The 26,417-nt window shown below is 51.3% G+C and carries 22 protein-coding genes; 11 read left to right on the forward strand and 11 right to left on the reverse strand.

Annotation, left to right across the window (positions count from 1 at the left end; translation table 11 throughout):
* From PKH29_08360 to glyA, 8 genes are all read right to left on the reverse strand, one after another.
* On the reverse strand, positions 1 to 162 hold a 162-nt coding region (locus PKH29_08360), incomplete at its 3' end, for a Gfo/Idh/MocA family oxidoreductase (GenBank protein HNX14851.1).
* 30 nt (positions 163 to 192) lie between these two features.
* Positions 193 to 1,608: an aminopeptidase gene (locus tag PKH29_08365; protein HNX14852.1), complete on the reverse strand. Its 1,416-nt coding sequence runs from the start codon at positions 1,606 to 1,608 to the stop codon at positions 193 to 195.
* A 15-nt stretch (positions 1,609 to 1,623) separates the two neighbouring features.
* A complete protein-coding gene (coaE, locus tag PKH29_08370) occupies positions 1,624 to 2,214 on the reverse strand; it encodes a dephospho-CoA kinase (protein ID HNX14853.1) in 591 nt (196 codons plus the stop codon).
* Positions 2,211 to 3,305, reverse strand: coding sequence for an L-threonylcarbamoyladenylate synthase (locus PKH29_08375; GenBank protein HNX14854.1), 1,095 nt, complete (start codon positions 3,303 to 3,305; stop codon positions 2,211 to 2,213). The genes coaE and PKH29_08375 overlap by 4 nt, the downstream gene beginning before the upstream one ends.
* Complete coding sequence (gene prfA, locus PKH29_08380) at positions 3,302 to 4,375, reverse strand: peptide chain release factor 1 (GenBank protein HNX14855.1); 1,074 nt, start codon at positions 4,373 to 4,375, stop codon at positions 3,302 to 3,304. The genes PKH29_08375 and prfA overlap by 4 nt, the downstream gene beginning before the upstream one ends.
* A gap of 48 nt (positions 4,376 to 4,423) precedes the next feature.
* Entirely contained in the window at positions 4,424 to 4,618 is a 195-nt protein-coding gene (locus PKH29_08385) for a DUF951 domain-containing protein (protein ID HNX14856.1), read from the reverse strand.
* A gap of 2 nt (positions 4,619 to 4,620) precedes the next feature.
* Entirely contained in the window at positions 4,621 to 5,895 is a 1,275-nt protein-coding gene (locus tag PKH29_08390) for a replication-associated recombination protein A (GenBank protein HNX14857.1), read from the reverse strand.
* 22 nt (positions 5,896 to 5,917) lie between these two features.
* Entirely contained in the window at positions 5,918 to 7,171 is a 1,254-nt protein-coding gene (glyA, locus tag PKH29_08395; protein HNX14858.1) for a serine hydroxymethyltransferase, read from the reverse strand.
* Positions 7,172 to 7,347: 176 nt separating this feature from the next.
* Between glyA and PKH29_08400 the strand changes: the two genes are divergently transcribed.
* The 10 genes from PKH29_08400 (at position 7,348) to lgt (ending at position 19,794) form a co-directional block, all read left to right on the forward strand.
* Positions 7,348 to 8,769, forward strand: coding sequence for a germination protein YpeB (locus tag PKH29_08400; protein ID HNX14859.1), 1,422 nt, complete (start codon positions 7,348 to 7,350; stop codon positions 8,767 to 8,769).
* An 82-nt stretch (positions 8,770 to 8,851) separates the two neighbouring features.
* Complete coding sequence (locus PKH29_08405) at positions 8,852 to 9,718, forward strand: NAD-dependent epimerase/dehydratase family protein (GenBank protein ID HNX14860.1); 867 nt, start codon at positions 8,852 to 8,854, stop codon at positions 9,716 to 9,718.
* On the forward strand, positions 9,715 to 10,449 hold the full coding sequence (locus tag PKH29_08410; GenBank protein ID HNX14861.1) for a glycosyltransferase family 2 protein: 735 nt from the start codon (positions 9,715 to 9,717) through the stop codon (positions 10,447 to 10,449). The genes PKH29_08405 and PKH29_08410 overlap by 4 nt, the downstream gene beginning before the upstream one ends.
* Before the next feature lie 44 nt (positions 10,450 to 10,493).
* Positions 10,494 to 13,193 carry an L-fucokinase gene (locus PKH29_08415; GenBank protein ID HNX14862.1) on the forward strand — a complete coding sequence of 900 codons (2,700 nt, stop codon included), beginning with the start codon at positions 10,494 to 10,496 and terminating at the stop codon, positions 13,191 to 13,193.
* A gap of 7 nt (positions 13,194 to 13,200) precedes the next feature.
* Positions 13,201 to 14,397 (forward strand): glycosyltransferase, encoded by a 1,197-nt coding sequence (locus tag PKH29_08420; protein ID HNX14863.1) that lies wholly within the window; start codon positions 13,201 to 13,203, stop codon positions 14,395 to 14,397.
* Positions 14,394 to 15,482 carry a glycosyltransferase family 4 protein gene (locus PKH29_08425; GenBank protein HNX14864.1) on the forward strand — a complete coding sequence of 363 codons (1,089 nt, stop codon included), beginning with the start codon at positions 14,394 to 14,396 and terminating at the stop codon, positions 15,480 to 15,482. The genes PKH29_08420 and PKH29_08425 overlap by 4 nt, the downstream gene beginning before the upstream one ends.
* A gap of 45 nt (positions 15,483 to 15,527) precedes the next feature.
* Positions 15,528 to 17,114 (forward strand): polysaccharide biosynthesis protein, encoded by a 1,587-nt coding sequence (locus tag PKH29_08430; protein HNX14865.1) that lies wholly within the window; start codon positions 15,528 to 15,530, stop codon positions 17,112 to 17,114.
* Positions 17,111 to 18,622 (forward strand): carboxypeptidase M32, encoded by a 1,512-nt coding sequence (locus PKH29_08435; protein HNX14866.1) that lies wholly within the window; start codon positions 17,111 to 17,113, stop codon positions 18,620 to 18,622. Before PKH29_08430 ends, PKH29_08435 begins: the two co-directional genes overlap by 4 nt.
* A 30-nt stretch (positions 18,623 to 18,652) precedes the next feature.
* Positions 18,653 to 18,967 carry a hypothetical protein gene (locus PKH29_08440; protein ID HNX14867.1) on the forward strand — a complete coding sequence of 105 codons (315 nt, stop codon included), beginning with the start codon at positions 18,653 to 18,655 and terminating at the stop codon, positions 18,965 to 18,967.
* Positions 18,968 to 18,975: 8 nt separating this feature from the next.
* Entirely contained in the window at positions 18,976 to 19,794 is an 819-nt protein-coding gene (gene lgt, locus PKH29_08445; protein HNX14868.1) for a prolipoprotein diacylglyceryl transferase, read from the forward strand.
* A gap of 140 nt (positions 19,795 to 19,934) precedes the next feature.
* Here the strand turns inward: lgt and PKH29_08450 are convergent, their stop codons facing one another.
* A complete protein-coding gene (locus PKH29_08450) occupies positions 19,935 to 23,792 on the reverse strand; it encodes a glycoside hydrolase family 2 TIM barrel-domain containing protein (GenBank protein ID HNX14869.1) in 3,858 nt (1,285 codons plus the stop codon).
* A gap of 295 nt (positions 23,793 to 24,087) precedes the next feature.
* Here PKH29_08450 and PKH29_08455 point away from each other — a divergent pair, with 295 nt between their 5' ends.
* On the forward strand, positions 24,088 to 25,368 hold the full coding sequence (locus tag PKH29_08455) for an iron-containing alcohol dehydrogenase (GenBank protein ID HNX14870.1): 1,281 nt from the start codon (positions 24,088 to 24,090) through the stop codon (positions 25,366 to 25,368).
* Positions 25,369 to 25,428: 60 nt separating this feature from the next.
* On the opposite strand, the gene PKH29_08460 is transcribed toward PKH29_08455, so the two are convergent.
* Both PKH29_08460 and PKH29_08465 read right to left on the reverse strand, forming a co-directional pair.
* The gene (locus PKH29_08460) at positions 25,429 to 25,812 is read right to left on the reverse strand and encodes a zinc-ribbon domain-containing protein (protein HNX14871.1); all 384 of its coding nucleotides are present in this window, start codon (positions 25,810 to 25,812) and stop codon (positions 25,429 to 25,431) included.
* Between the two features lie 146 nt (positions 25,813 to 25,958).
* A partial coding sequence (locus PKH29_08465) for a hypothetical protein (GenBank protein ID HNX14872.1) occupies positions 25,959 to 26,417 on the reverse strand: 459 nt, incomplete at its 5' end.

The following is a 26,417-nucleotide window of genomic DNA, read 5'->3' on the forward strand; positions in this document are numbered from 1 at the left end:
GCCTTCGGCGGTGACGCCGTATTTTTCGCCCCTCGCCTTCACGCGTTCTTCATTGATGTCGCAGAACGCATACAGCTCCACGTTGGGGTTTTTCAAATAGCTCTCGATGTGGTTGCCTGCGATTCCGCCGGTGCCGATGATGCCGATTTTCAGTTTTTTCATGGGGTTTTTCCTCCGAATTTGATTGATTCTTTATTTCTCGCCGAAGAAGGCAGCGAAGCCCTTGAAAGTCATATAGACGTCGGTCTTTGCGACGAGTTCAAACGGCGCGTGCATCGAAAGGACCGGAACGCCGATATCGACAACGTCCATCTCGAGCCCCGCGACATACAGCGCGACCGTGCCGCCGCCGCCCTGGTCGACTTTACCGAGTTCGCCGATCTGCCAGCCGATGTTATTGTCGTTGAAGAGCTTGCGGACCTTGCCGCAGAACTCCGCGCTGCTGTCGTTGCTGCTGCTCTTACCGCCGTGTCCGGTGTATTTGGTCATAACGGGGCCGCGGTTGACATAGCAGGTGTTGCGCTTTTCGCTGACGCTGGCCCAGGTCGGGTCGAACGCCGCGTTGACGTCGGCGGACAGGCAGCTGCTGTGTTCGATCAAATCGTAATACTTCACACCCTGATTGTCGGCGAGATTTTGCAAAAAGTTTTTCAAGAAGTCGCTGTTCAGGCCGGTTGCGCCGACTGAGCCGATCTCTTCTTTATCGGCTAAAATTGTAATGGTCGTATAAGCGGGCTTATCAATGCTCAGCTGCGCCATCAAACCGGGATAGGCGCAGACGCGGTCGTCGTGGCCGTATGCGCCGATCAGCGAACGATCGAGACCGACGTCGCTCGCTTTAAACGCGGGGACAGCCTCGAGTTCGGCAGATAAAAAGTCCTCTTCAATGATGCCGTATTTTTCGTTTAAGAGCTTCATCACCGAGAGCTTGACTTTTTCGGAGACCTTGTCGTCTTTGATCGGAAGGGAGCCGACCACGATATTCAGCTCTTCGCCCGCGATACCTGCGGACAAGGTGCGGGTGCTTTGATCCTTAGCCAGATGCGGCAGTAAATCGGTAATGCAGAGTTTGGGTTCGCTGTCCGCTTCGCCGAGCGTGACATCAACGCAGGTACCGTCTTTTTTGCAGATCACGCCGTGCAAAGAGAGCGGAATCGCCGTCCACTGATATTTGCGGATGCCGCCGTAGTAATGGGTCTTGAACAGTGCGATTTCGCTGTCTTCATACAGCGGATTCGGTTTGAGATCGAGGCGCGGGGCGTCGACATGGGCGGCGACGATTCGCACGCCATCGGAAAGCGGCCTTGTCCCCAGTTGAGCAAAGATGATCGACTTACCGCGGTTATTTTGATAAAACCTATCGCCTTTTTTGTACTTTTTAGAGCGATCCATCGGTTTGAATCCGGATTGCTCGGCGATGGCGATGGCAGCTTTGACAGCCTCGCGCTCGGTTTTGCCGTTGTCGAGGAACTTTTTATAATCCTCGCAGAACGCCTCTGCCTTTTTCAGTTCGTCTTCGCCGAGGGTGGTGCCGAGGTTTTTGGGTTCCATGAAAAGTGCTTTTTTCAATTTTTCAAATTCGCTCTCTGTTTTAATAGGTTCACACATGTTATTGACTCCAATCTATTTTAATGTTGAAATCTTGATTGATTCGAACACTTCGCGGGCGAAGTCCCGCAGTTGTTCTTGGGTGCCGTTGTTGATATAATAACGCATTTTCTCGATGCGTTCAAGGGGCTTTTTGGCTTTTAACCGGGTTACGGCGGCCTCGCGAGTCAGATGGTCGCGCGCTGTAATGCGGTCTATGCGCGTCTGTTCGTCGGCATCGATGACCGCCACGACATCGCAGATTTGATCCAATCTGCCCTCGACAAGCAGCGGCGCGTCCAGAGCGACCGTGCTTTTCGCTTTTTGTATCTTATTATCAATAATTTTTAGAATCGCCGGATGGGTGATTTGATTGAGCAGTTCGGTCTTTATCGGGTCGGAAAAAGCGATTAAAGCCAGTTTTCGGCGATTGAGACGGCCGTCTTTGGTCAGAATTTCTACTCCGAACGCTTTGACCAGTTCGGCAAGGCATGGCGAGCCCTTTTTGGTCACCGAGTGGGCGATTTTATCGCAGTCGATCACGGTGCAGCCGAATTCGGCAAGATAAGCGCAAAACAGCCCTTTCCCCGCCCCGCTCGGACCTGTCACACCGATGATCTTGTTCATAACTCTATAACCTCAAATCCGGCTGAACGCTGTAACCGATTGAACAGCGCATACCACTCGCCATCTTTTTTCGGGCAGCGCGCGATGACTTGTGAAGCACCTTTTTCGTCGGCCATGCGCAGAGCCGAGAATAGGTTATGCTGTGCGGCGACGCTGTCCTCGAATTCACCGAGCGAGAGATACGGCAGCCCGCTCTTTTCCCCTTCGTGCCCGAAACAAAGCGCAAAGACGTTTTCGCTCAGATTGTTTTCCGATAAGTATTTTAAATAGGCGTCCTCGCTGCCGACCACCAGCGTCACTTTGGCCTTGGGGCTGTAGTGGCGATAGCTCATGCCGGGGGAAAGCGGAGCGGAGTCGGCGGCGGGGGCCTCGTTGACGCCCTTTGCCACTTCCACCTTACCCAGAACCGATTGCAACTGCTCCAGTGTGATCGCGCCCGGGCGCAGCAAAACCGGCTTCTCGCCCGCCAAAGAAACCACAGTCGACTCGACGCCGACTTCGCAAGTGCCGCCGTCCAAAATCAGCGGGATTTTCCCGTTCAGATCGTCGAACACATGCTGCGCGGTTGTCGGAGACGGCTTTCCGCTGCTGTTCGCCGACGGGGCAGCCAAAGGATAACCGCAGACATCGATCAATTTGCGGATCGACGGGTGCGACGGCATCCGGATGGCGACGGTATCGAGCCCTCCGGTCACAATAAGCGGTATCAGACCGCTTTTCTTCATCACGATAGTCAGCGGGCCGGGCCAAAACTTCTCCGCCAGCTTATTGAGTTTGGGCGGGACTTCGACGACCAGCGGATATACCATATTCAATGTCGTGACGTGTACGATCAAAGGGTTATTTCCGGGGCGTTCCTTGGCGATAAAAATCTTTTTGACCGCGCCGTCGTGAAACGCCGAGGCCGCGAGTCCGTAGACCGTCTCGGTCGCCACCGCGACCACCTGACCGGACGAGAGCAGTTTTTCAGCCTTTACGACTCCCGCGTCGTCGGCGGAGACGATTTCGGTTTTATACTTTTTGTTTTGAGCCATTTTATCGAGCAGTTTTTCCGCCCACCCGATTTTTTTGCTTTTCTTATTAAAGTTCATGCGATTTCCACGCTCTCCCCCAGTTTCGCGGCGCGGTCGGCGGTGATCAGCGCGTCTACCAGTTCATCGAGGTCTCCGTTCATAATTGCATCGATTTTATAAAGCGTCAGGCCGATGCGGTGGTCGGTCACCCTGCCCTGCGGAAAATTATAAGTCCGGATACGCTCGGAGCGGTCGCCGCTGCCGACTTGGGATTTGCGCTCCGCTGCGATTTCGGCAGTCTGCTTTTGCTGCTGCTGTTCCAAGATGCGGCTGCGCAGAATCTTCATCGCGCGGTCTTTGTTTTTATACTGGCTGCGCTCGTCCTGACACTCGACGACGGTGCCGGTCGGGAGGTGCGTGATGCGGATGGCCGACTCGGTTTTATTGACGTGCTGACCGCCCGCGCCGCCGCTGCGGTAGGTGTCGATTTGCAAATCGTCGGGGTTGATCTCGATTTCAATATCTTCGGCTTCTGCCAGCACCGCTACGGTCACGGTTGAAGTGTGGATGCGGCCGCTCGACTCGGTCTCGGGCACCCTTTGAACCCGATGGACGCCGCTTTCGAACTTGAAACGCGAATACGCCCTGTCGCCCGATACGTTAAAACAGATTTCTTTGATGCCGCCGAGTTCGGTCTCGTTAAGCGAAAAAACCTCGGTTTTAAAGCGTTTGGACTCGGCGTACATCGTATACATGCGATAAAGCGAATTAGCGAATAAGGAGGCTTCCTCACCACCTGCGCCGCCTCGGATTTCGACGATGACGTTTTTATCGTCGTTGGGATCGCGGGGTAAAAGCAGAATTTTTAATTCTTCAGCCGCTTTTTCCATGACTTCTTTTTTCGTTTTGATCTCCTCGGAGAGCATCGCTTTAAAATCGGGGTCTGCGCCGCTCATCATTTCCTCGGCTTCGGCGATCTCCTGTTCGGCTTTGCAATAAGCGTTATATTGGTTTATCAGCGGGGTCAGGTCTTTATATTCCTTCATCAGCTTTGTATAAACAGCAATATCGGAACAAATCTCCGGGTCGATGAGCTTTTGGGCAATATCCTCATATTTTTCGCGGGTCGCGATCAATTTTTCAAACATATGATACAGCCTTTCTACTTATCCGAAGAGCTTGGAAATTTTTAATTTTCAAGTTTCTTCTTTTACGATCGATTTTATTTTTTTTAAAATTTCCTCGCGCGGCGCCATGATCTGACGGCCGCAGCCGGTGCATTCGAGCCGGATGTCGACGCCCGTGCGTTTGACTGTGAACACATCACTGCCGCATGGATGCTTTTTACGCATCTTTACCTTGTCGCCAACATTGAGTTTGATAAAATCCATCGCTAATGCCCGTCCTTGATTTTGTCGGAATAGACCTTTGCCGCCTGCTCCGTCTTGTTGTCCCCGAATTGATAGTATTTCCGGTCTTTCAGCGCATCAGGGAGATATTGCTGCTCATAATAATGCCCCGGATAACTGTGCGGATAGACATAGCCCTTGCCGTGTCCGAGCTTTTTTGCGCCGTCATAATGCGTATCCCGCAGATTGTCGGGGATATTGCCCGCTCTGCCGGAGCGGATGTCCTCGAGCGCCGCGTCAATGGCGCAGATACCGCTGTTCGACTTTGGAGAAGTGCAGAGCAATATCACCGCATCGGCAAGCGGAATGCGCGCCTCGGGCAGCCCCACTTGCAGCGCCATATCGACCGCCGCTTTGACAATCGGGAGCGCCTGGGGATAGGCAAGCCCGATATCTTCGGCTGCCGTGACCATCAGCCGGCGGCAGGCGCCGATCAAGTCGCCGCCCTCGAGTAAGCGTGCCAAATAATACACACCCGCGTTTTCATCGCTGCCGCGCAGAGACTTTTGAAACGCGGATAATAAATCGTAATGCGAATCGCCGTCTTTGTCGTGAAAGATCGGCGCGCCGACCGACATGCTTTTGATCAGTTCGTCGGTCAAGACGGCTTTGCTGTCCTCCGCCGCAATCTGCACGGCGAGCTCGAAACAGTTGATCGAGCGTCGAAGGTCGCCGCCTCCGGCAGCCGCAAGCAGGGAGAGCGAATCGCCTTGAAATTCGACGGCAATCCCCTGCTCTGCTTGAATAAACCGCGCGGCGCGCTCAAGGTCTTCTTTGATGTCGTCCTCAGTGACCGGCTTAAACTCAAATACCGCACTGCGGGACAAAATGGCCGGATAGACGTAAAAAAACGGATTTTCGGTCGTCGATGCAATCAGCGTGATGCGTCCGTTTTCCATATACGAGAGCAAGGTCTGCTGTTGTTTTTTATTGAAATATTGAATCTCGTCGAGATAGACTACCACGCCGTCAACGCCGAGCAGCGAATCGAGTTCCTCGACGATCTGTTTGACGTCGGCGGTGGAAGAAGTCGTGCCGTTGAGTTTATAGAGCCTTTTTCCGGCGGCTTTGGCGGCAATATTCGCCACCGTTGTTTTGCCGGTGCCGGGCGGGCCGAAGAAGATCATATTGCTGATTTTCTGCTGCTCGACCATACGAGAGAGCACGCTGCCCGGCCCGACGATATGGCGCTGCCCAACTACTTGCGATAAAGTAGTTGGCCGCATCCGTTCGGCAAGAGGGACAAGTGTGCTTTCCATGAAAACTCCTATAGTTTGACGATTACCGATAAAGCGGGTACTTGGCGCAAATGGCATCGACCCGGTCGATGATCTGCTGCTTTTTGGCCTCGAAATCCGAAGCGGTCAGATAGATGAGTTCCGCAACTTCTTTGAAGTCGTTTTCGTCAAGGCCTCTGGTCGTCGCCGCCGGGGTGCCGAGACGGATGCCGCTCGTGATTGTCGGCTTCTGGGGATCGCCGGGGATGGCGTTTTTGTTTGCGGTGATGTAAACCTCATCGAGTTTGTGCTGCATATCGACGCCGGTGACGTTGAATTTGCGCAGGTCGACCAACATCAAGTGGTTGTCGGTGCCGCCGCTGACCAGATCAAATCCCCGCGCAAGCAGCCTGTCAGCCAATGTCTTGGCGTTATTGATAATCTTTTTTTGATAAACTTTGAAATCATCGGTGAGTGCTTCGCCGAAGCAGACTGCTTTGGCTGCGATGATATGCATCAAAGGGCCGCCCTGTGTGCCCGGGAAGATGGCTTTATCGATGGCTTTGGCGTGTTCTTCTTTACATAAGATCATGCCGCCGCGCGGGCCGCGCAGGGTCTTGTGGGTCGTGGTGGTGACGACGTCGGCATAGGGGATCGGCGACACATGCAGACCCGCTGCGACCAGTCCGGCGATATGGGCCATGTCGACCATAAAATAGGCGCCGACTTCTTTAGCGACTCCGCCGATGCGGACAAAATCGATCTCACGCGGATAGGCGCTTGCGCCCGCGACGATAATTTTCGGTTTGCACTCTTTGGCTGTTTTTTCAAGCGCGTCGTAGTCGATGCGCCCGGTTTTTTCATCCACACCGTAGGAGACAAAGTTAAAATATTTCCCGCTGACATTGACCGGAGAGCCGTGGGTCAGATGGCCGCCGTGCGCAAGCGACATGCCCATGATGGTGTCGCCGGGGTTTGCAAGCGCGAAATAGACCGCAAAGTTTGCCTGCGCGCCGGAATGAGGCTGGACGTTGGCATGGTCCGCGCCGAAGAGTTTTTTGGCCCGTTCACGGGCGATGTTCTCGGTGATGTCGACGCACTGGCAGCCGCCGTAATAACGCTTGTCCGGGTAACCTTCCGCGTATTTGTTGGTCAGCACGCTGCCCATTGCCGCCATTACGGCGCCCGATACGAAATTCTCCGAGGCGATGAGTTCGATGTTGCGCTGCTCACGCGCGAGTTCCGCCTCCATCGAGGTTCCGACTTCGGGGTCGAATTTTTTCACAAAACCGATGCTGTCCAGATATTCTTTATACATGTTCGCAGTTCCTTTCCGGCGTTTGCCGAGAGCAAAAACTCTCACTGTCAGTATTGTAGTATTATAACAGAATTTCCCGTCGATTTCAACCCGAAAGCTCCTTTTTTGTCTAAAAACGGATAAATTCCCATCAGTGGGAAAAAATGATGGCGAATCTTATTTTTGGGGGGTTTATCTTGCATCCGATCAGGACTTTATCGCGGCGTTCGCTGATTCGCGTGGCACTCTTTGTGTTCGGCGCTCTGTTCATCGCCGTCTGTTTTGCGATCAGCGGCTATGTCGTCGCCAACAATTACAGAACCGCGCTGGAGTATTCTTACACACGCGCGCTCGACGACTTAGGCTATTATGCCCAGTCGATCAACACCTCGCTGACCAAAGGTATGTACGCCGGAACAAAAACACAGTTCCTTGCCACGGTCAACAAGCTCTCAACCGATGCTGCACAAGCCAAAAGTAATCTCTCGATTTTGCCCCAGTCGGGCGTCGATCTGACAAACACCTACAAATTCCTGTCCCAGGTCGGTGAATACTCGATGGCGCTGAACCGGAAACTGGCCACGGGCGGCACAATCACCGACGAGGAGTGGAATACCATGAAACAGCTCTCGGCGTACAGCACAGCTATGTCCGATGAGGTCGAGGTCATGCGCTCGATCGTGATGGACCGGGATTTCCTCAACGGGCAAGTTAAGAAAATCATGGAGAAAGAAAACATGGGCAGTCAGGAAGCCGGGTCGCAGGAAAAGGCAGTCAATGCCTCACCCAAAGGCGGCGATGAGGACCCGAGCAGCGAAAAGAGTATGGGCGACGGTTACGGCGATCTCGAAGCCGGGTTCAGCGGTTATCCGTCGCTGATTTACGACGGCCCGTTCTCCGACCACCTGCTCAATCAAAAACCGAAATTCATCGAAGGACTTAAAGATGTGGACGAGGGATATGCCGCAACCGTCGCTTCTAAAGTCACCGGGATCCCGGCCGGTCAGCTCGGAAAACCAAGCGTTGAAAACAGCACGATGCCGTCGTATTGCTTCTTCGCCGGAGATATCAGCGTCTCTGTGACCAAAGCGGGCGGTATACCGGTCTATTTGACCAATAACCGCCCCATGGGAGGCGCCAATGTCGATGTCAAACGCGCTGTTGAAAACGCCGGACGTTATTTGGAAGGACTCGGTTTTAAAGACATGAAGACCACGTATTATATGGTCAGCGATAATGTCTGCACAATTAACTTTGCCTCTTCGATCGGCAATACCGTCATTTATCCGGATTTGATAAAAGTGCTTGTCGCATTAGATAACGGCAGCATCTGCGGTTACGACGCGCGTAATTATATCATGAATCATAAAGAGCGCACGCTGCCCGCGGACATCATTACGAAAACCGAGGGACTGCATTCGGTCAGCCCGAAACTCAAGGTAGAATCGGTATCGACAGCGATCATCCCGATCGATTCGGGAAAAGAGGTTTTTTGTTATGAATATAAATGCCGCGGACAGGAAGATGAGCAGATCCTGGTATATATCGATGCAAAAACCGGTGATGCCGCTAAGTTGTTAATTTTGCTGGAGGATGAGAATGGCTCGCTTACAATTTAAGGTATAGAAATCGCCCGAGATTGACTGGAGAAGCAATTTGTGATAAACTACAATCGCATATTTCCGAAAGGAGCTGATATGGCTGAAGAATATCCTTATCACCGGGAGCGGGAGCTATATCGGCTCCTCCTTTGAAAAATATTTAATACGTTTCGGGGATTGTTACCGCACTGCAACACTCGACATGAGAAATGATGCCTGGGAGAAATTTAGCTTCACAGGTTATGACACTGTTTTCCATGTGGCGGGCATTGCCCACGCCGATCTCAAAAACGCCGACGACCTCTATTTCAAAGTAAACCGCGATCTCGCCGTCAGAACCGCCGTTAAGGCCAAATCCGACGGCGTTTCGCAGTTTATTTTTATGAGTACGATGAAAGTTTACCCCTCGCCGACACTCAAAAAGGCAGTTGAGATCACCTCACAAACACAGCCCGCGCCTGATTCAGCATACGGACTCAGCAAGCTGCAGGCCGAAAAAAGCATACTGGCCCTTGAAGACGGTTCTTTTAGGGCAGTCGTCCTGCGGCCCCCGATGATCTATGGTCCCGGCTGCAAAGGCAATTACCTGAAACTCTCGGAGTACGGTCAAAAACTTACGGTTTTCCCGGAAATTGAAAATCGGCGCAGCATGCTGTTTATCGATAATCTCTGTGAATTTGTCCGCATTATGATTGAAAACGCCGAACAAGGCATATTCTTTCCCCAGGATGGCGAATATGTCTGCACCTCAAGAATGGTTGCTGACATCGCGGCTTCCCACGGCAGGAGAATCCGAATGATGAAGGCGGCGCCTTTGGTTCGGTTGGCTTCTCTTTTTTTAAAAAAGCTTGACAATGCTTTTTCTTCCTATACTTACGAACAAAGCATGAGTGAATACCGGGAAAACTATCGGCTTTTTGACCTTTCTCAAGCCGTCGTAAAGACTGAAAGTGAGACGGTGAAATGAAATTCAGCATTATCACAGCCGTCCGAAACGGCGAGGCTGAGCTTGAACGCACGATGCGCTCTGTATTGCAACAGACATATCCGTCTCCCTTTGAGTATATCGTCGTAGATGGCGCCTCAATCGATAAAACGCTCAGCATCGCAGAATCGCTCATCCCGGAATTTGAAAAAAGACAAATCGTTCTAAAACTCATCTCAGAACCTGATAAAGGCATCTACGACGCTATGAACAAGGGGATAGCCGCAAGCAGCGGCGAGATTGTCGGGATGATTAACTGCGGAGATATTTATCTGCCTGATGCAATCACCGAAACCGAAAATGCCTTTAACGCAGGTTGTGATTTGTCTTATGGCAATATCCTAATCAGGCAGGGAGAAAAAAAGTACATTAAGCCCGCAAAAGATTATATCAGGCCAACTTCGCGCGGCTGGAATCATCCGACTCAATTTGTCTCGAAACATATCTATAATAACTTCCTTTATTCACTCGATTGCGGTATCTATGCCGATCTCGACTTTTTTTTCAAAGTCAAATACGGCGGGTGGCGCATAACACGAATCCCGAAAGTGCTTGCGGAATTCGCATTCGGGGGTGTAAGTAACCAAAAGACCCTTTCTGCGATGTGTGAGCGTATGAAAATCCGATATCGTGTTTATCGTAAAAACGGTTTTTCGCCGTTTTATTGTTTCGAATGTTTCGGAATAGAAGTGGCAAAATTTCTTTGGAGTTAAAAAAATCTCAAAATTCGATCAAAACCACGAAGGGAATGAATTATATGCAGAAGGGGCTTTGGCGCGCTGTCGCTTCCCGTCAGCGGTCGGATTATCTTCGTTTGCTGGCTGATCCGTCACGCCCTTTTTTTGACATTATCGTTATCACCGCTTCGAATGACCGCCAAGCCGCTGCTTATCGGTCTGAGATTCGGCGCAGAATAAACGCCGGTCTGCTGCCCAAAGCGCAGTTTGAAGTGATTGCAGACCCCGAGGGAAAACGAGTCGGCTCCGGCGGTGCGACTCTGAACCTTCTGGCTGCACTGAGTGATACGGACGGAAAGAAAATACTGATCATTCACTCCGGCGGCGACAGCCGTCGGATTCCGCAATATTCCGCCCGCGGCAAACTCTTCTCACCGATTCCGCGGCCGATGTCTGACGGCAGTGCCGAAGCTTTGTTTGATGAGCTGATGATCACGGCCTCCGGCATTGCGGAGCGTATTCCCGCAGGAGCATTTGTAATGTCCGGGGATGTGCTTGTTCTCTTTGACCCGTCGCAAATCACACAACTTAAAATCCGGAAGAGTGACTGTGCGATAACTGCAAGAGCACCGGCCGAAGTTGGCACCGAACATGGGGTGTTTTTCACCCGCGGCTCTGAAGTTGCGGGATTTCTACACAAACTCTCCCTTGAAGAACTTAAAAATTACGGAGCGATATCATACGATAACAGCATTGAGCTTGACACCGGAATGATTTTTTTATCGGAACCGACGCTGAGAATTATGAGAAAGCTGGCTCAACTGCACCGCAGTGAGCTCATCGGCGAAACGATTCGGATAAATTTTTACGGTGATCTGCTTTATCCGCTGGCAACCGATTCGACTTATGAGAATTTCCTTGTCCAGAGCGGAGAACTGCCCCGTTCGGAAAAACGCGACACGGCGAGAAAACTATTGTGGGATGAACTGCATGAACGCAGATTGCGTTATATTCCACTCTCGCCCGCCGAGTTTATTCATTTCGGCACCAACCGTGAATTGCTCGGATTAATGACCGAAGGCGTTATAAAGTATTCGGATTTGGGGTGGCACGCTGCCGTTCACTCCGAGGCATATGGTGAATTCACGGCTATTAATTCCATCGTCCGGCACAGCGATGCCGGAAAATGCTATATCGAGGACAGCCGCGTGATCCACTGCCGCATCGGAGACGGCTGTATCATCTCGAATTGTGACCTTGAAAACATCACGGTACCCGATAACACCGTTTTGAGCGGTTATTTTTTAAACGACGGAACTGTATGTGTGCGCTGCTGCGGTTTAGACGACAACCCGAAAGAAAATACCCATTTTAAGCGCAGACTGGACAGTGCGCTTTGGAATGCGCCGATTTTTACGTCCCGCACAGAGATGAAACTGGCAGTCCAAGATGCGCTTGACATTATCAAAGGGAAAAAGCCGGCTGGTGCGCATCTCGGATTTGATACAAGTTTCGAAAACTGCGACCTTTGCGCAATGGCCGCATGGAGTGCATCGATTGCGGCGGAGGTGGAAAAGCAAAAACTGGCTTTTGAAGCCGTGCGCGAGTTGGTGATCTCCTCCGAAATGCCTGCGCACCCGCTGCCCGACCCCCGCTCCATCAGAAAGAACTGCCGTATCTGTCTGCCGCTGCGAATCAACTGGGGCGGCTGGACCGATACTCCGCCCTACTGTTACGAAAACGGGGGCGCTGTGCTTAACATGGCGGTCACAATCGGCGGGCGGCTGCCGGTGACGGCGGCGCTTCGAAAGCACGAAAAGCGCTGTATTACGCTGATGTGCGCAGACAGCGGGGAAAAAGCCGATTTTCACGAGTTGGAATCGCTGCAGCGCTGCGATGACCCGCTCGACCCGTTTGCTCTGCATAAAGCTGTTTTGTTATGCTGCCGGGTGCTTCCCGTCAGCGGCGGTTCGATGCATTCGTTGTTGGAGAGATTCGGCAGCGGTTTTACGCTTTCCACCAAAGTCGAGGGGATTCCGCGCGGATCCGGTCTCGGGACCAGCAGCATTCTGGCTGCGGCATGCGTCAAAGCCGTCTATCGGTTTTTCGGAACCGAAGCCGATGACGCTGCGGTGTTCTCTCGGGTGCTTTGCATCGAACAGCTGATGGGTACCGGAGGCGGCTGGCAGGATCAGGTCGGCGGGCTCACGCCGGGCATCAAACTGGTCACCTCAAAGCCCGGGGCCCCGCAAGTGCTCGAAGTGGAACCGGTTGCACTCACCGAGGAAAAATTCGCCGAATTTTCGGAGAGATTCGCATTAATTTATACCGGAGAGCGCCGTCTTGCGCGTTTTTTGCTGCGCGAGATCATGAGTAAGTATCTGGACCGCGAACCGGATGCGCTGAAAGCGCTCAAACACGATTATAAACTCTGCGTCTCCATGCGGGATGCGCTTTCCCACGGTGATCTGGACGGACTTGCCGTTTTAATGAACGCGGCATGGGAGAACCGTCTGAGACTCGATAAAAATACGACAGATACCCGCATCGAGGAGATATTTGCAGCCTGTGCGCCTTTCATCGACGGAAAATTCGTCTGCGGCGCGGGCGGGGGCGGATTCCTGGAAGTCATGCTGAAAAAGGGCGTCTCGAAGGCAGAGCTTGCACAGGCGCTGAACCGGAAATTCGGCTGCGAGGTCTGGCTGAGCGGCTGCGAGGTTTATATGGGTTCCAGGGATTCAGGAACTGTCCTGTCTCTGCTCAGAAATAAAAAAGGATGAAAATCGGATGAAAATTCTACAGATTAATACTGTCTGTACCGGCTCAAGCACTGCCACGATCAGCGTTCAGCTGGCCCGAATGGTCACCGCAAACGGCGGCGAATCTTTGATTGCCTATGGGCGCGATGCAGCGGCTCCGTCGGTTGAATCCATTCGCATCGAAAATATAAGCGAATTTTTAATGCATGCGCTGCTTTCCCGACTGACCGACCGGCAGGGGTTCTTCTCCGCCTCGGCCACCAGAAAACTCAGCGATTTCATCCGTAAATATAATCCTGACGTCATCCATTTACACAACCTCCACGGTTATTATCTGAATATTAGAATTTTGTTCGAAACTCTTGCACAGCTGGACAAGCCGATTGTTTGGACGCTGCACGACTGCTGGGCACTGACCGGCCACTGCGTCTATATCGGAGACTGCCCGAAATGGCGGACCGGCTGCGGAGACTGTCCGAAAACACACCTCTACCCGAATGCGTTGGTCGACCAAAGTGCCCGTAATCTAAAAGAAAAACAGCTTCTGTTTACTTTGGTCGGAAATCTGACGATTGTGACGCCGTCTGATTGGTTAGGTAGATTGGTCCGCCGTTCTTTTTTATCCGAATACCCGGTAGAAGTCATCCCGAACGGAATTGACTTGGATGTTTTTATGCCCTCCGAGAACGATTTCAGAGCACAGCGCGACATTAAAGCAAGCGAGAAGATCGTGCTCGGTGTGGCCAATTTTCGCGACACAAACAAAGGGCTGGACGATTTTACAGCATTGTCAAAAACTATTCCCGGCTGCCGGATCGTGCTCGTCGGGCTGAGCGAAAAGCAGATCGCTTCGCTGCCGGAAGGTATTCTCGGACTCCCCCGCGTCAATGATCCCGCCGAGCTTGCAAAAATCTACTCCGCGGCGGATGTTTTTGTCAACCCCACCTACGCCGATAATTTTCCGACGGTGAACCTTGAGGCATTGGCCTGCGGCATTCCGGTCGTCACCTATGATACGGGCGGAAGTGCCGAATCGATCGGCAGCTGCGGTATTGCCGTCCCGACCGGAGATCGGGAAGCGCTCTCGGCTGCTGTGCAAATGTACTTAATGAACCCTCCGTCCCGCGAGTTTTGCCGAGTACAGGCATCGGCTTTCGACAGGAATGCGCGATTTGAAGCATACCTGCGGCTTTATGAAAAATTGGCGGAAGGGGGAAAACAATGAGGGTCCTGTTTTATACCAATCTGCCTTCTCCGTACCGCGTGGATTTTTTTAATTTATTGGGTCAAAGCGTTGAACTGACCGTTGTTTTTACCGCCCATCGCAATCAGAACACCGGTTGGGTTCAGGGAAATGAAGACATCCGCAATTTCAAAGCGATTTTTTTATGCGATTCAACTGAACTCAGTGCAGAACGGCAGCCGGCGAACCGGCCGAAATATTCCTATCCCGAAGCGTTTCGTTTCGCGTTCGGTGACTGGGACGCCGTCTTTGCCACAAACTATTCCTCACCTACCGAGATCATTCTGTTACATTCCCTTAAACAGCGGAAAATTCCTTATATCCTTGAGGTGGACGGCGGTTTCGTGCGAGAAGAGAGCGGAGTCAAGAGGCAGCTTAAAAAATACCTTATCTCGGGCGCAAAATTTTATCTCTCTACCGGTAAAACCACCGATGATTATCTTTGCTTTTACGGCGCGGATAAAAATAAAATCAAGCATTATCCGCTGTCCTCGGTATTTGCTTCCGAAATTGCCGAAGCACCCGCAGGCGCCGGGGAAAAAGCCGCCGGCAGAAAAGCGCTCGGATTGCCCGGCGGCCTGCTTTGCCTTTTCGTAGGCCAGCTGATTCACCGCAAAGGCGTGGATATCCTTGTTGAGGCGGCGAGACGGCTGCCCGGCATCCGCTTCTGTGTGGTCGGAAACGGCAATCCCTCGGGTTACGGCGCGCCGGATAACGTCATTTTTGCCGGGCAAAAAAACAGAGCCGAACTTTCGCGGTATTACCGCGCAGCCGATTTATTTGTACTTCCGACCAGGGAGGACATCTGGGGCCTTGTCATCAATGAAGCCGCCGCAAAAGGCCTTCCGGTCGTTACGACAGACCGCTGCATCGCCGGACTCGAGATGCTGAACAAACAATTCATCGTCCCTTCCGAAAACGCCGCCGCGCTTGCAAATAAGCTGAACGAACTCATTTCCGACCCTGCCGCGCTGAAAGCCGCCGCCGAAGCTTCGCTCTCCGCTGCCCGGCGTTATACGATCGAGGAAATGGTGCGAGCGCATCTGGCTTTTTTTGCCGATTTCTGATCTTTTGTTACCTTTATTTCATTTTATCGAATCGGGAGCTTTTCAATGGATAATCCGCTGAATTCAAGAACCTATAACACTGCGCGAAACATCAAATGGGGATATATTCTGTCCGCCATTCAGCTTGTGCTGTCCTTTATCTCCCGAACAATCTTCATCTATGTGCTCGGCAAGATCTACCTAGGCGTCAACGGGCTGTTTTCAAATATTCTCGGTGTGCTGTCATTGTCGGAACTCGGTTTCGGAACCGCCATCACTTTCGCATTGTATAAACCGCTCGCCGAAAAAGACACCGAAAAAATCAAATCACTGATGCGTTTGTTTCGCAATATCAACCGTATTGTAGCGGTTGTAATCACCGTCCTCGGCGTTGCGATAGCCCCGTTTATCAAATATCTGGTCAAGACCGAACAACCGATCGACTTTTTGGTCGTCTATTATCTGATCTTCCTTTTCAATACGGCCTCATCTTATCTGTTTTCCTATAAAAACGCACTGCTCAACGCCAACCAACAGGGTTACGTCGCGACAAAAAATAACCTGGCCTGCGTCGTCATCATGATGATCTGCCAGTGTACCGTGCTCCTGTTTTTCAAGGGAAACAAATTCGCTTATACCGCCTATCTCATCACGCAGGCCGTCATCTATTTAATCATGTATTATGTGTTGTATCGCAAGGCAGATCAGCTGCACCCTTACCTGCGTGATAAAAATGTCAAAAAGCTCGATAAAGCCGATAAAAAAGCCATCACAAACCGCGTCAAGGCGTTGTTTTTGGGACGGCTCGGAGATGCCGCCGTCAGTCAGACAGACAGTTTAATCATCTCCTCTTTGATCGGTATTGCGGTCTACGGTCTGGTCGATACCTATGTGATGCTGACCACGAAAATTCTCAGCTTCGTCAATGTCCTGCGCAGCAGTATGTTCGGGAGTCTGGGCAACCTGATCGCCACGGAAGGTAAAGAGCGGCAGGTGAATGTGCTCAGCGCGCTGAATTTTATGAACTTTTGGGTCTACGGCTTTGTATCGATTGCTTTCGCTGTATTGACTCAGCCGTTGATCACGCTTTGGCTCGGAACCGGATATTTGATCGACACGCCTTCGCTGATGTTGATTTTGCTCAATCTATACCTCGCAGGCCAACATGGCGGGTTGTTATCATTTCGGGATGCGGGCGGCGCATTTGAAAACGATTGGGCAACGCCGCTGATTCAGGGAGGCGTGAACCTCGCCGTCAGTATCGGACTTGCACTCAAAATCGGGCTGCCCGGCGTCTATATCGGTTCGGTCGTCTCGACGATCATTGCCTTTGTACTGCGTATCCGCCTCGTCTACCGGAAAATGCTCGGGCGAACCATGGGCGAATACCTCGGAAAATTCGCCGTATACTTTCTCACGGTGCTCATCATCGGCGGCGGGCTTTACGCGCTGTCCGTCTTCGTGATTTTAAAAGAGATCACCATCGTCCGGTTTACGGCGATGACTCTGATTACCGGAATCGTTCCCAATCTCGTGTTTTACCTTCTTTATCGGCGCACCGGCGAATTTGAATTTTATGTGGAAAAACTGAGAATGCTCAAATACAGCAGGCAGCTGCTGAAAGACGGAAAAAAGGGAGGAAACCAAAGATGACGACGGATGACAAAACATTGCAAACCGCAATTGACAAACTCCATAACCTCCAGCGCACGATGGCGGCCTACTCACATGCGGCCTCAATGATCTATTACGACAGCGTCACTGCCGCACCTTCGGATACCGCGGCAGGCAGAGGCATGACTTATGAGATTCTCTCGCCGATTTCTTATAATCTGCTGGCCTGTGAGGACACCGGAGATCTGCTTAAATTTTTAGGGGAAAACGCGGAAGCGCTTGACGAGCAGAAACGGCGCGAAGTCCGTCAGCTGACCCGGAGCCGGGATATCGTCGCTAAGATTCCGCAGGACGAATATGTAAAGTATGACCTGCTGATCAATGAGGCCGAGAGCGTCTGGCACAAAGCCAAAGCAGCGAACGACTTTCCCGCTTTTGCACCGTACCTTGAAAAGATTTTCGATACCACGATCAAATTCGCAGGATATTCCGAGCCCGGCAAAGACCCGTATGACGTGCTGCTCGACCGCTATGAAAGAGGCTTGAACCGAGAAATCTGCGATGTTTTTTTCAAACGCCTGCGTGCCGATTTGGTGCCGCTAATCCATAAAATCGGCGCTTCAACACAGCCCGACGATTCGTTTATCAAAGGGCACTTCCCGATCGCAAAACAGCGCGAGCTCTCGGGTTATGTGATGGAGGTCATGTGCATTGACCGCACCCATTGCAACATCGGCGAGACCGAGCACCCTTTTTCAATCAATTTCAACAATAAAGATGTGCGCATCACGACCAAATATTTCGAAGACGATTTTTCTAATTCGCTGTACTCGGTCATCCACGAAGCGGGACATGCACTGTATGACCTCGGCATCGCAGACAAACTCCAATATACCTGCTTGTCCGGCGGCACCTCGATGGGCATCCATGAGAGCCAGTCACGGCTGTTTGAAAATAACATCGGCCGAAGTCGCGCGTTTGTGAAACTTATGATGCCGAAGTTTATAAAATTGTTCCCGCAGCTGTCGGGCGTAAACGCCGAGCAGATGTACCATGCGGTCAATAAGAGCCGGCCGTCTCTAATCCGCATCGATGCCGACGAGCTGACCTATTCGCTGCATATCATGGTGCGATATGAGATCGAGAACTTATTGCTGCACAGAGAGATTTCGGTCAACGACCTGCCGAAGGTCTGGGCTGAAAAAGTGCAGACCTATCTCGGCATTGAAGTCCCCGACGACAAGCGCGGCGTTTTGCAGGACACCCACTGGGCCGACGGTTTGATTGGTTATTTCCCGTCTTATGCCATCGGAAGCGCCTATTCGGCTCAGATGATGCACAAGATGGAAAAAGACCTCGACCCGGAAAAAGTCATTGAGACCGGAACTTTAAAACCCATCGTCGATTGGCTCGGGCAGCGCGTCCATCAATACGGCTCACTTTATGACCCGGCGGTCGTGCTGAAAAAGTGCACCGGAGAGAACTTTAACCCGGGTTATTACACCGATTATTTGAATGCCAAGTTTTCCGATCTTTACGGATTATAATAACAATATTCCCGTCAAAGGGGGTGCATCATGAATCCCGCGGTCTATATCAGCATTTTTCTGCCGCTGTTGGTCATTTTTATTGAACAAGAACAAGCCAACGCGCAGATGAGAACCACCCGTATCACGAAACGAAGAAAGGAGGGACAGATCCGTATGAACGAATCCGTCAGACAATTCATCGGCAAGAATTGCCTAATCTATACTTATAACAACCAGCTGACCGGCACCGTCTTTTCGGTTGAAGACAACTGGCTGACTATTATGACGAAAGCCGGAAGCGAACTGATCAATATCGACTACATCAACCGCATCCGCGAGTACCCGACCAAAAAACGGAGCTGAATATAAAAATGAACGATCGGTATATCATCGAAAATATATTCGGGATCGAGGGCTGGAATATCGCCTGGTACGGCCTGATTCTTGGGATCGGCATTATTGCGGGTTTTTTTGTCGCCTTGTTTGAAGTCAAGCGCCAAAAGCTGAATACCGACATCCTGTTCGATTTTTTGCTGTGGGGGCTTCCGCTTGCGATCATAGGCGCAAGGGCATATTACGTCATTTTTGAATGGCAGCAGTATCAGAACAATCCGATCTCCGCGCTCTATATCTGGCAGGGTGGATTGGCCATCTACGGCACCGTTATCGGCGGTTTTATGGCGGCATTGATTTTTACGAGAATCAATAAATTCCCGCTGTTTCGATTTACCGACATCGTCGTTCCGGGGTTGGTGATCGGACAAGTCATCGGCAGATGGGGTAATTTCGTCAATCAGGAGGCATTCGGAGCGCTGATCACGAATCCGAAACTGCAGTTTTTCCCGCTCGCCGTGTATATCGGGCAACTCGGCGAATGGCATCAGGCCACTTTCTTTTATGAGAGCATGTGGAATCTGGCGGTATTCGCGGTGTTGATTTTAACACGTAAAAAAGCGAAGTTTTACGGCCAGCTTTTAGCCGAATATTTCATCGGTTACGGTCTGGGGCGTTTTTGGATCGAAGGACTGCGCACCGACAGCTTATATCTGTTCCCGGGCCTGCGGGTCTCGCAGGCATTGTCTTTGATTTTGGCCGTTGTGGGAATTTTGATGTTCGTATTTCACAAAAAACTCTTCCCTCCGAAAGAATATGAGGGCAAATATTTGTCAAGTGTAAAGCGCAAAACGTAAAGTGTAAAGTGACAATTCAATGAACAATTGCGTTTGCAAGTGTAGAATGCAAGCAAAAACAATGAGGCGAGGTGCGATGAATACGGTTCGATGCATCCCGCCCTTGACTTTGCATTTTACATTTTTAATTTACACTCGCATCAGGCCCCGTTGCCCTTTGTGGAAAAGTTGAAGTCGCTTTCGGGGTGACGGAGGATATTGCGCCAATTGATTTTAAACGGGCCTGCGCCGTTTTTCGGCTGATACCGGATCAGAATGTGGTTAAGGCCGCTCTCAAGCTCAAGATCGGCAAAAACGGCAGAACCGGAGACATTCGCGGTTCCTTTTTCCTGTGAATTGATCCAGAGCGAGATTTCGCCGTTCGCTTCGATATCGGCAAAGGTCTGCGCGCCGGGGTCGGGAACGCCGATATTGCTGCCCAGATTCTTGCGGGCTGTCGGTGAAAACAGCGTGAAATAAATCAAAGTGTCGCCGGTCACGATAAAATCACCTTCGGAACTATGCTTTTCTTCGAAATTCGCAGCGGCAAGAATGGGACTGGCGTTCATGCGTTCGGTCAGATATTTTGTGAAGTGCAGGGCAACTTCGGGCGGAAATTGGTCCGCCGAGATAGTATAGATGCGTTCCGGACAGCCCTTGCTTCCGTTCGTCGGTTCGATCCCGCCGTCGAGCAGAGCGCCTGCGTCGGTTCGGATGCCGAGATTTCGCTTCAGCTGATTTTCAAACCGTCCGAACCGCCCGCGTTTATTCAGCTCAAAATCAAAACAGGAAATCCAGACCGTCGCACCGTTAAATTTGAATTTCGCTGCCAAAATTTTCGGCTGTTCGTTGTTTTGATAACAATAATTCATCGCGCAATACGACCGCAGCATTTCGGAACGGTTTTTATGCTCATACAGCGGTACCATACAGTTCTGCGGACAGGTTTCGACTAATGCCTCGATTCCTTTTGCCGGTTGGATCAGATATTTGGCCACGGGGATATTCTCGCTCTCCGGGCTGCAATAACTCACCCGCTCCATACCCGATAAATCCTCGTTGGACACACCGGACAACTCGGAGATATCTCCGCTTCGCACGCCTCCGTAAATACCCTCGGGGTCTTCGGTGAGTTTGATCGGAATGCCGGTCTTCTCGGTGATGATCTCGGCCATCTTGAGGCCGACGCGGAAAATGATGAATTCATCGCCCTTTCTGGCTGTGGAAAGCGCCGCCGCGGCTTCCGCAAACGTCCCAAGCACTTTTGGCGCTTTCTTTTTGGCATCGGTTTGCTCGGCACGTCTGAGCATATTGAAAATCAACTGTCTCGCCGCCGGAATTTCGGTGAATTTTTCGGTCACGCGCAGCTGACATGCGATCACCTTACCCTTTCCGACCGCAATTTCGAATAACGGTGTTAACGACAAGTCGCCGTCGCCGAAATCACCTTCACCGCTGTCAATGATCGGCTTGATATAGGTTCCGTCGTCTTTTTGATACATCTTGCGGGCCACAAATGCATCTCCGGAGATCAGCGTATAGGGGTCTTCGGACCACATCGCGAGGTCGTCGTTTTCGATCTCCTCGGTCAAAACGGTGTCAAAAGACCGGATAAAGGCCGACTGAACGGGTTTTTGCACGAGTTTTACCCCGGGCAGCGGAGAAATGCGCTGTTCGAAGATCAATACATTTCCGCCGTTTTCGGCAAAGGTCTTGATGGCCTTATTCAGACCGCTTCCGGCTTCGACGGCGTCTTTTTCGATGATCAGCGTGCCGAATCCGTCGAAGGTTTGGGGATGATATTCAAAAGCCGCACCGAGCTCGGATAGAAGCTCTTTAAAATATCCGCTGCCGATCACGGCAATTTTATTTTTCAAAGTGAACTTTTTGGGAGCGGAAATACGGATCGGTTTTTCGCGGTGTTCCAATTCCCGCAAGCCACTCTTGATCGTGAGCACCTCGGTGAAATTGCCGCATTTTCCGACCGGCTTCAGGGTGAAATTCAGTTTTTTTGTTTCGCCGCGCTCCATGTTGATTTTGCAGCTGTAACGGCGCAAAATCGAAGCACCACGCTTGATTGCGCAGGTGAAAACGCCTATGATTGCACGTTTGGTATCATTGACGATATAAACTTCCCGTTCGATGGGGACATCGGGATAAAAACCGGTTCTGCGGCTTCGGTCGATGACCGCAAGAGGCCGAAACGCCAATGCTGCGTCTTCGGTTCCGGGCTGGGTGATATAGCCCTTACCGGCGTTTTTGCTCCAGTAATCAAACTCGCTGACGCCCTCTTTGACAAACAGCGGCTTCATACCGGGCGCGGTGTAATCCTTGTATGTAAAGGTCTTTTCGCCGTGAGGGCGCAGATTCATATGGCAGGACATATTCCACGGGCCTAGACAGCAGACGCCGTTCGAGCGGGCATCCTCGACGACATAGACGAGGTCTTTCGTCGCGGCAGCCGTCAGCCGGTCGTATTCACGCCAGGCATCGTCGCCGATAAATTGAAGCATGTTGTTATGTCCGAGATAGTGATATAAACACATCTCGCCGCTGTTGAGCGGGTGCGTCTTATCCCACCAGCCGATTCCGGACACGTCTTTGCCGTAGTGACGGCTCAGCATTTCCTGTGTGGTCTCGTCCCAGAGCGAGCTGTCGCCCTCGTGATAGGCGATTCGCGTCGGGTCGAGCTCGTTGAAAAGCGCCCGGATTTTGGGGGCCTCGGTTTTCATCATCTCTGTTTGACGGCCGGTCCAACGCAGTTCGTTGCCGCAACTGTATAAGATCACACAGGGGTGGTTTTTTTCGCGCTTGACCAGATCACGTACATGCTGTTGCCCGTTTTGCCAATAACGGATGTCTGCGGCGGCTTGTCCGCTGCCGCTTCCGTGCATATTCGTCTCGCTGGTGATATAGATGCCGGCTTCGTCGGCCATGTCCAAAATCAATTCGGGGTGCGGATGGGTGTGCAGGCGCGAGTGGTTCATGTGATAGTCGCGCAGCATCGAAAACCATTTTTCAATCCATCCGCGCGTATAGGAATACGGTGTGGCCTTATGTCCGAAATCGGAGAACAGGTGCAGCGGATGGCCGTTTAACAGCAGTTTATCGCCCTCAGCCCAAAGCTCGCGGAACCCGAACCGCTCGGTCATATGGTCAATTTCCGTGCCGTCCGACAAAACGGCGGTGCGGATATAATAAAGATTCGGAGTGAACGTATCCCAGAGCTTCGGATTTTCCCACGCAATCGAAATTTCCGTTGTCGCCTCGGACTGCGCCGAGATTTTGCCTGTGATTTCGGGAATTTCGACCGGATTGCCTTTAATCGTAGGCTTTATTATCAGGTTCATTGCGCTGTCGGTGGTGTTCTTGATCACATATTTCAATTTCAAGGTTTTTTCGCGCACCGAGGTCACGATTGTGAGATCATCGATGTAAACGTCGCCCTTTTCAATGAGCCACACATCCCGCTGGATGCCGCGCATTTGATTGGTCAGCCAGTTGCCTGTTCCGTGAAGCGAATCGCCGTTTTCATCCCGCTCGTAGTCGTCCAAAAAGAGGACGAGCTCGTTCTTGCCGTCGACGACATACGAGGTTATGTCGACCTCGGTCGGAAGTGTATATTCATGGCTGCACGCCGCTTCTTTGCCGTTAATAAAGATGGTTGCTGTCGGGCCGATGGCTTCCGCGATGAAAAAGTAACGCCTGCCGGTTTGCGGTCTCAGCTCAAAAGTACGCCGCACCCAGATTCGCTTTGCCTTTGTCCACTCCGCCGGATATCCGAACGCGTCAAACAGGTTCTCGGTGTCCGGGTCGCTGACGATATTGGGGTTTTCGCAATAATACTTCTCTCCCGGTTTTCTGACCGCGTCATAAGGTTTATTATAAAACGAGGGGACGAGATATTTTTTCTCGAGCCACCCTTTGGCTGGGATCTTTTCGCAGGGGCTGTCGTCATAAACCGGAAGTATATCCCACCAGCCGTTTAAACAAATTTTTTCATCAAAACGATAAATCACAGACCAATAGCCTCCTCGCGCAATTCAAAAAACGCCCCGGTTACCCGTCAATCCCTAAAAAAGAGGTGGGGGAACAAGCATAAACGAAATTCGTTGATTTTCTGTTCTGTCGGTTATTTTACATATTTTTTATTTTTTTGTCAAGAGTTTTTCATAACGGGGCCGGTATTAACCGCCAAATGATATAGTAATTTTTTGAAGCCCTTTCAATTTATCACCCTTGAAATCACAGTGGTTTTGCTATATAATTTCAAAGGCGCCCTGTGCGCCAAATGATGAATAACGAGGCATTCAAATGGATATACAAGCCCTGCTCAAAAACATGCACAACTGCCCCTGCGGCAGAACACATACGTTCGACACAAAATTCTGCGAGATCCGGAGCGGCTTGACCGCTGAGGCAGGTAAAATCCTCGAAAATGCGAGGTTTGACAAAAAGATCCTATTGGTTGCTGACCGAAACACGCTCAAAGCGTCGGACGGAATACTTGAAGCCCTTACGAAAAGCGGCTTTCACATCAAACAGTTCATTTACGACGATCAAAAATACGCGATGGCGGAACAGGTTGACGAAATCGAAGCGCTGTGTTCCGATATCGGCTCGATCATCTCGGTCGGCACCGGATCGCTCAACGACGTCTGTCGGGTCGCGGCATTCCGAAAAGAAAAACAATTCTGCATTTTCGCGACCGCACCCTCAATGGACGGCTTTGCTTCCGACACCGCACCGATCGTAAAAAACAATTATAAGACCTCTTGGAAAGCCAAACAGCCCGAGGTCATCATCGGAGACACTAAAATTTTAGCCGCTTCTCCGGTGATTTTAAAATCCGCGGGATTCGGCGATATGGCAGCCAAATATCTGGCGCTGGTCGAATGGAAAATCGCCAATCTTGTCGGAGGTGAATATTACTGCGAAAACGTCGCGGGACTGGTCGAAGAAGCCATCCGCAAGATCACTGCGCTTTGTGACCGGGTGACCGAAAGCGACGAACAGACCGCCGGGAAGATCATGGAGGCGCTGGTTCTGACCGGTCTTGCAATGAAATTGACCGGCTGCTCTCGTCCCGCCGCCGGCTCGGAGCATGTCGTCTCGCATTTTTGGGAGTGCAAAAAGCTTGTAAAAGGCATCTGGCCGGACTTTCACGGCCGGAAAGTCGGTGTCGCGACGGTGTTACTCAATCGGATATACCGCCAGATCGCACTGGATTATCCCGAGATTGAGACCCATGCCGACAACCCCGACTGGGACATTATTAAAAAGATTTACGGCCCCGAACTGGTGGACGCTATGCTCTCCGAAAACAATCCCAGCATCGTCGCAAACATCGACCCGAAGCATTTGAAAGAGTGCTGGCCTCAGATTCGCAATCTGATTTTGACCGAACTCCCAACCGACGAGCATCTGGTCGACATGATGAAGCGCGCGGGCGCCGCGACCACCTCCGAAGAGGTGCATGTGGACACTCAGCTTTTGCACGACGGGTTGAAATATCACCCTTTTATGCGCAGGCGTTTATTGCTTTCCCGGCTGCTTCCGATGACAAATATCGATATCGATCAATATATCAGGTAACGAAAAGCAGATTATTTAAAAGGCGGGTGAAGACCCGCCTTTAGTCCTTTATAAAATCGATCAATTCCATATAAGCGGCGAGGAAACGGCAAATGTAAATAATCCGACCATGATCAGTAAAAAAATCGCCCAAAATACCGTAAAGGCAATACCCAGGATCAATCCTATCAGTGACATAATGCGGCCGGCTTTCACCATACCGTTTTCAATTCCCATCTTCTCGGCTTCTTTAACTTTGTTTTGGCCGATGATACCGAAGATAAAACTGAGCGGCAGCTGGCAGAAGACCACCGCCACAATGCCCCAAACCAATGCCGCGGTCGAAATGTCTCTGGCCTCCGGCGGCATTGAAGGAGCGGCGTATCCGTGATTTCTGTTCATGCCGCAATAAGTGCAAAATTGATTGTTGTCGGTCAGTTCTCTGCCGCAATTTCTGCAATACATAGAATCCCTCCCTGTTCATAATACCCATATTCTATAATCACATGACCATTCTGTCAACAGAAAGGAATTTTTCTTCTCATAATGAATGCACGCTAATTGCTGAACAGCAATTAGCGTGCACTTCTTTATACCGTTTGAGCTGTTTTTTACCAGCTGTAGTCGTAATAACCGGAATAAGCAGTTGCTGCAACTATTGCAATGATTGCAACAACGATCCAGTAAATGGTCCAGAATATGCCGAAAATAAGACCGATGATTGATAAAACTTTTCCGGCGGTTACCATTCCGTTCTTTACTCCGAGGCGATTGGCGGCTTTTGCTTTGTTGATTCCGATGATGCCGAAGATAAAACCTAAAATCGGTACGGCACACAGAACGAAAGAGACGATGCCCCATACCAAAGCTGCCGTAGCTGCGCTCTTTCCCTCCGGGGATTCCATGGGAGCCGGTGCATATCCGGGCTGCTGATAAACAGGCTGCTGATAAGTGGGCTGCTGGTAAACCGGCTGCTGATAAGTGGGCTGTTGATATACCGGCTGCTGGGGCTGCTGTACCTGCTGCTGCGGAGCCGTAACCTGTGCGCCGCAATAGGTGCAGAACGTGGC

The sequence above is a fragment of the Oscillospiraceae bacterium genome (assembly GCA_035353335.1).
Classification (GTDB): Bacteria; Bacillota; Clostridia; order Oscillospirales; family JAKOTC01; genus DAOPZJ01.

Bases quoted from the DNA above. Each gene is read 5' to 3' on its own strand.
- PKH29_08385 (HNX14856.1), bottom strand. From the start codon at position 4,618: ATGGATTTTATCAAACTCAATGTTGGCGACAAGGTAAAGATGCGTAAA.
- PKH29_08415 (HNX14862.1), top strand. From the start codon at position 10,494: ATGCAGAAGGGGCTTTGGCGCGCTGTCGCTTCCCGTCAGCGGTCGGAT.
- PKH29_08420 (HNX14863.1), top strand. From the start codon at position 13,201: ATGAAAATTCTACAGATTAATACTGTCTGTACCGGCTCAAGCACTGCC.
- PKH29_08460 (HNX14871.1), bottom strand. From the start codon at position 25,812: ATGTATTGCAGAAATTGCGGCAGAGAACTGACCGACAACAATCAATTT.
- prfA (HNX14855.1), bottom strand. From the start codon at position 4,375: ATGTTTGAAAAATTGATCGCGACCCGCGAAAAATATGAGGATATTGCC.
- coaE (HNX14853.1), bottom strand. From the start codon at position 2,214: ATGAACAAGATCATCGGTGTGACAGGTCCGAGCGGGGCGGGGAAAGGG.
- PKH29_08365 (HNX14852.1), bottom strand. From the start codon at position 1,608: ATGTGTGAACCTATTAAAACAGAGAGCGAATTTGAAAAATTGAAAAAA.
- PKH29_08455 (HNX14870.1), top strand. From the start codon at position 24,088: ATGGATATACAAGCCCTGCTCAAAAACATGCACAACTGCCCCTGCGGC.
- PKH29_08435 (HNX14866.1), top strand. From the start codon at position 17,111: ATGACGACGGATGACAAAACATTGCAAACCGCAATTGACAAACTCCAT.
- lgt (HNX14868.1), top strand. From the start codon at position 18,976: ATGAACGATCGGTATATCATCGAAAATATATTCGGGATCGAGGGCTGG.
- PKH29_08410 (HNX14861.1), top strand. From the start codon at position 9,715: ATGAAATTCAGCATTATCACAGCCGTCCGAAACGGCGAGGCTGAGCTT.
- PKH29_08425 (HNX14864.1), top strand. From the start codon at position 14,394: ATGAGGGTCCTGTTTTATACCAATCTGCCTTCTCCGTACCGCGTGGAT.
- PKH29_08375 (HNX14854.1), bottom strand. From the start codon at position 3,305: ATGAACTTTAATAAGAAAAGCAAAAAAATCGGGTGGGCGGAAAAACTG.
- PKH29_08440 (HNX14867.1), top strand. From the start codon at position 18,653: ATGAATCCCGCGGTCTATATCAGCATTTTTCTGCCGCTGTTGGTCATT.
- glyA (HNX14858.1), bottom strand. From the start codon at position 7,171: ATGTATAAAGAATATCTGGACAGCATCGGTTTTGTGAAAAAATTCGAC.
- PKH29_08390 (HNX14857.1), bottom strand. From the start codon at position 5,895: ATGGAAAGCACACTTGTCCCTCTTGCCGAACGGATGCGGCCAACTACT.
- PKH29_08430 (HNX14865.1), top strand. From the start codon at position 15,528: ATGGATAATCCGCTGAATTCAAGAACCTATAACACTGCGCGAAACATC.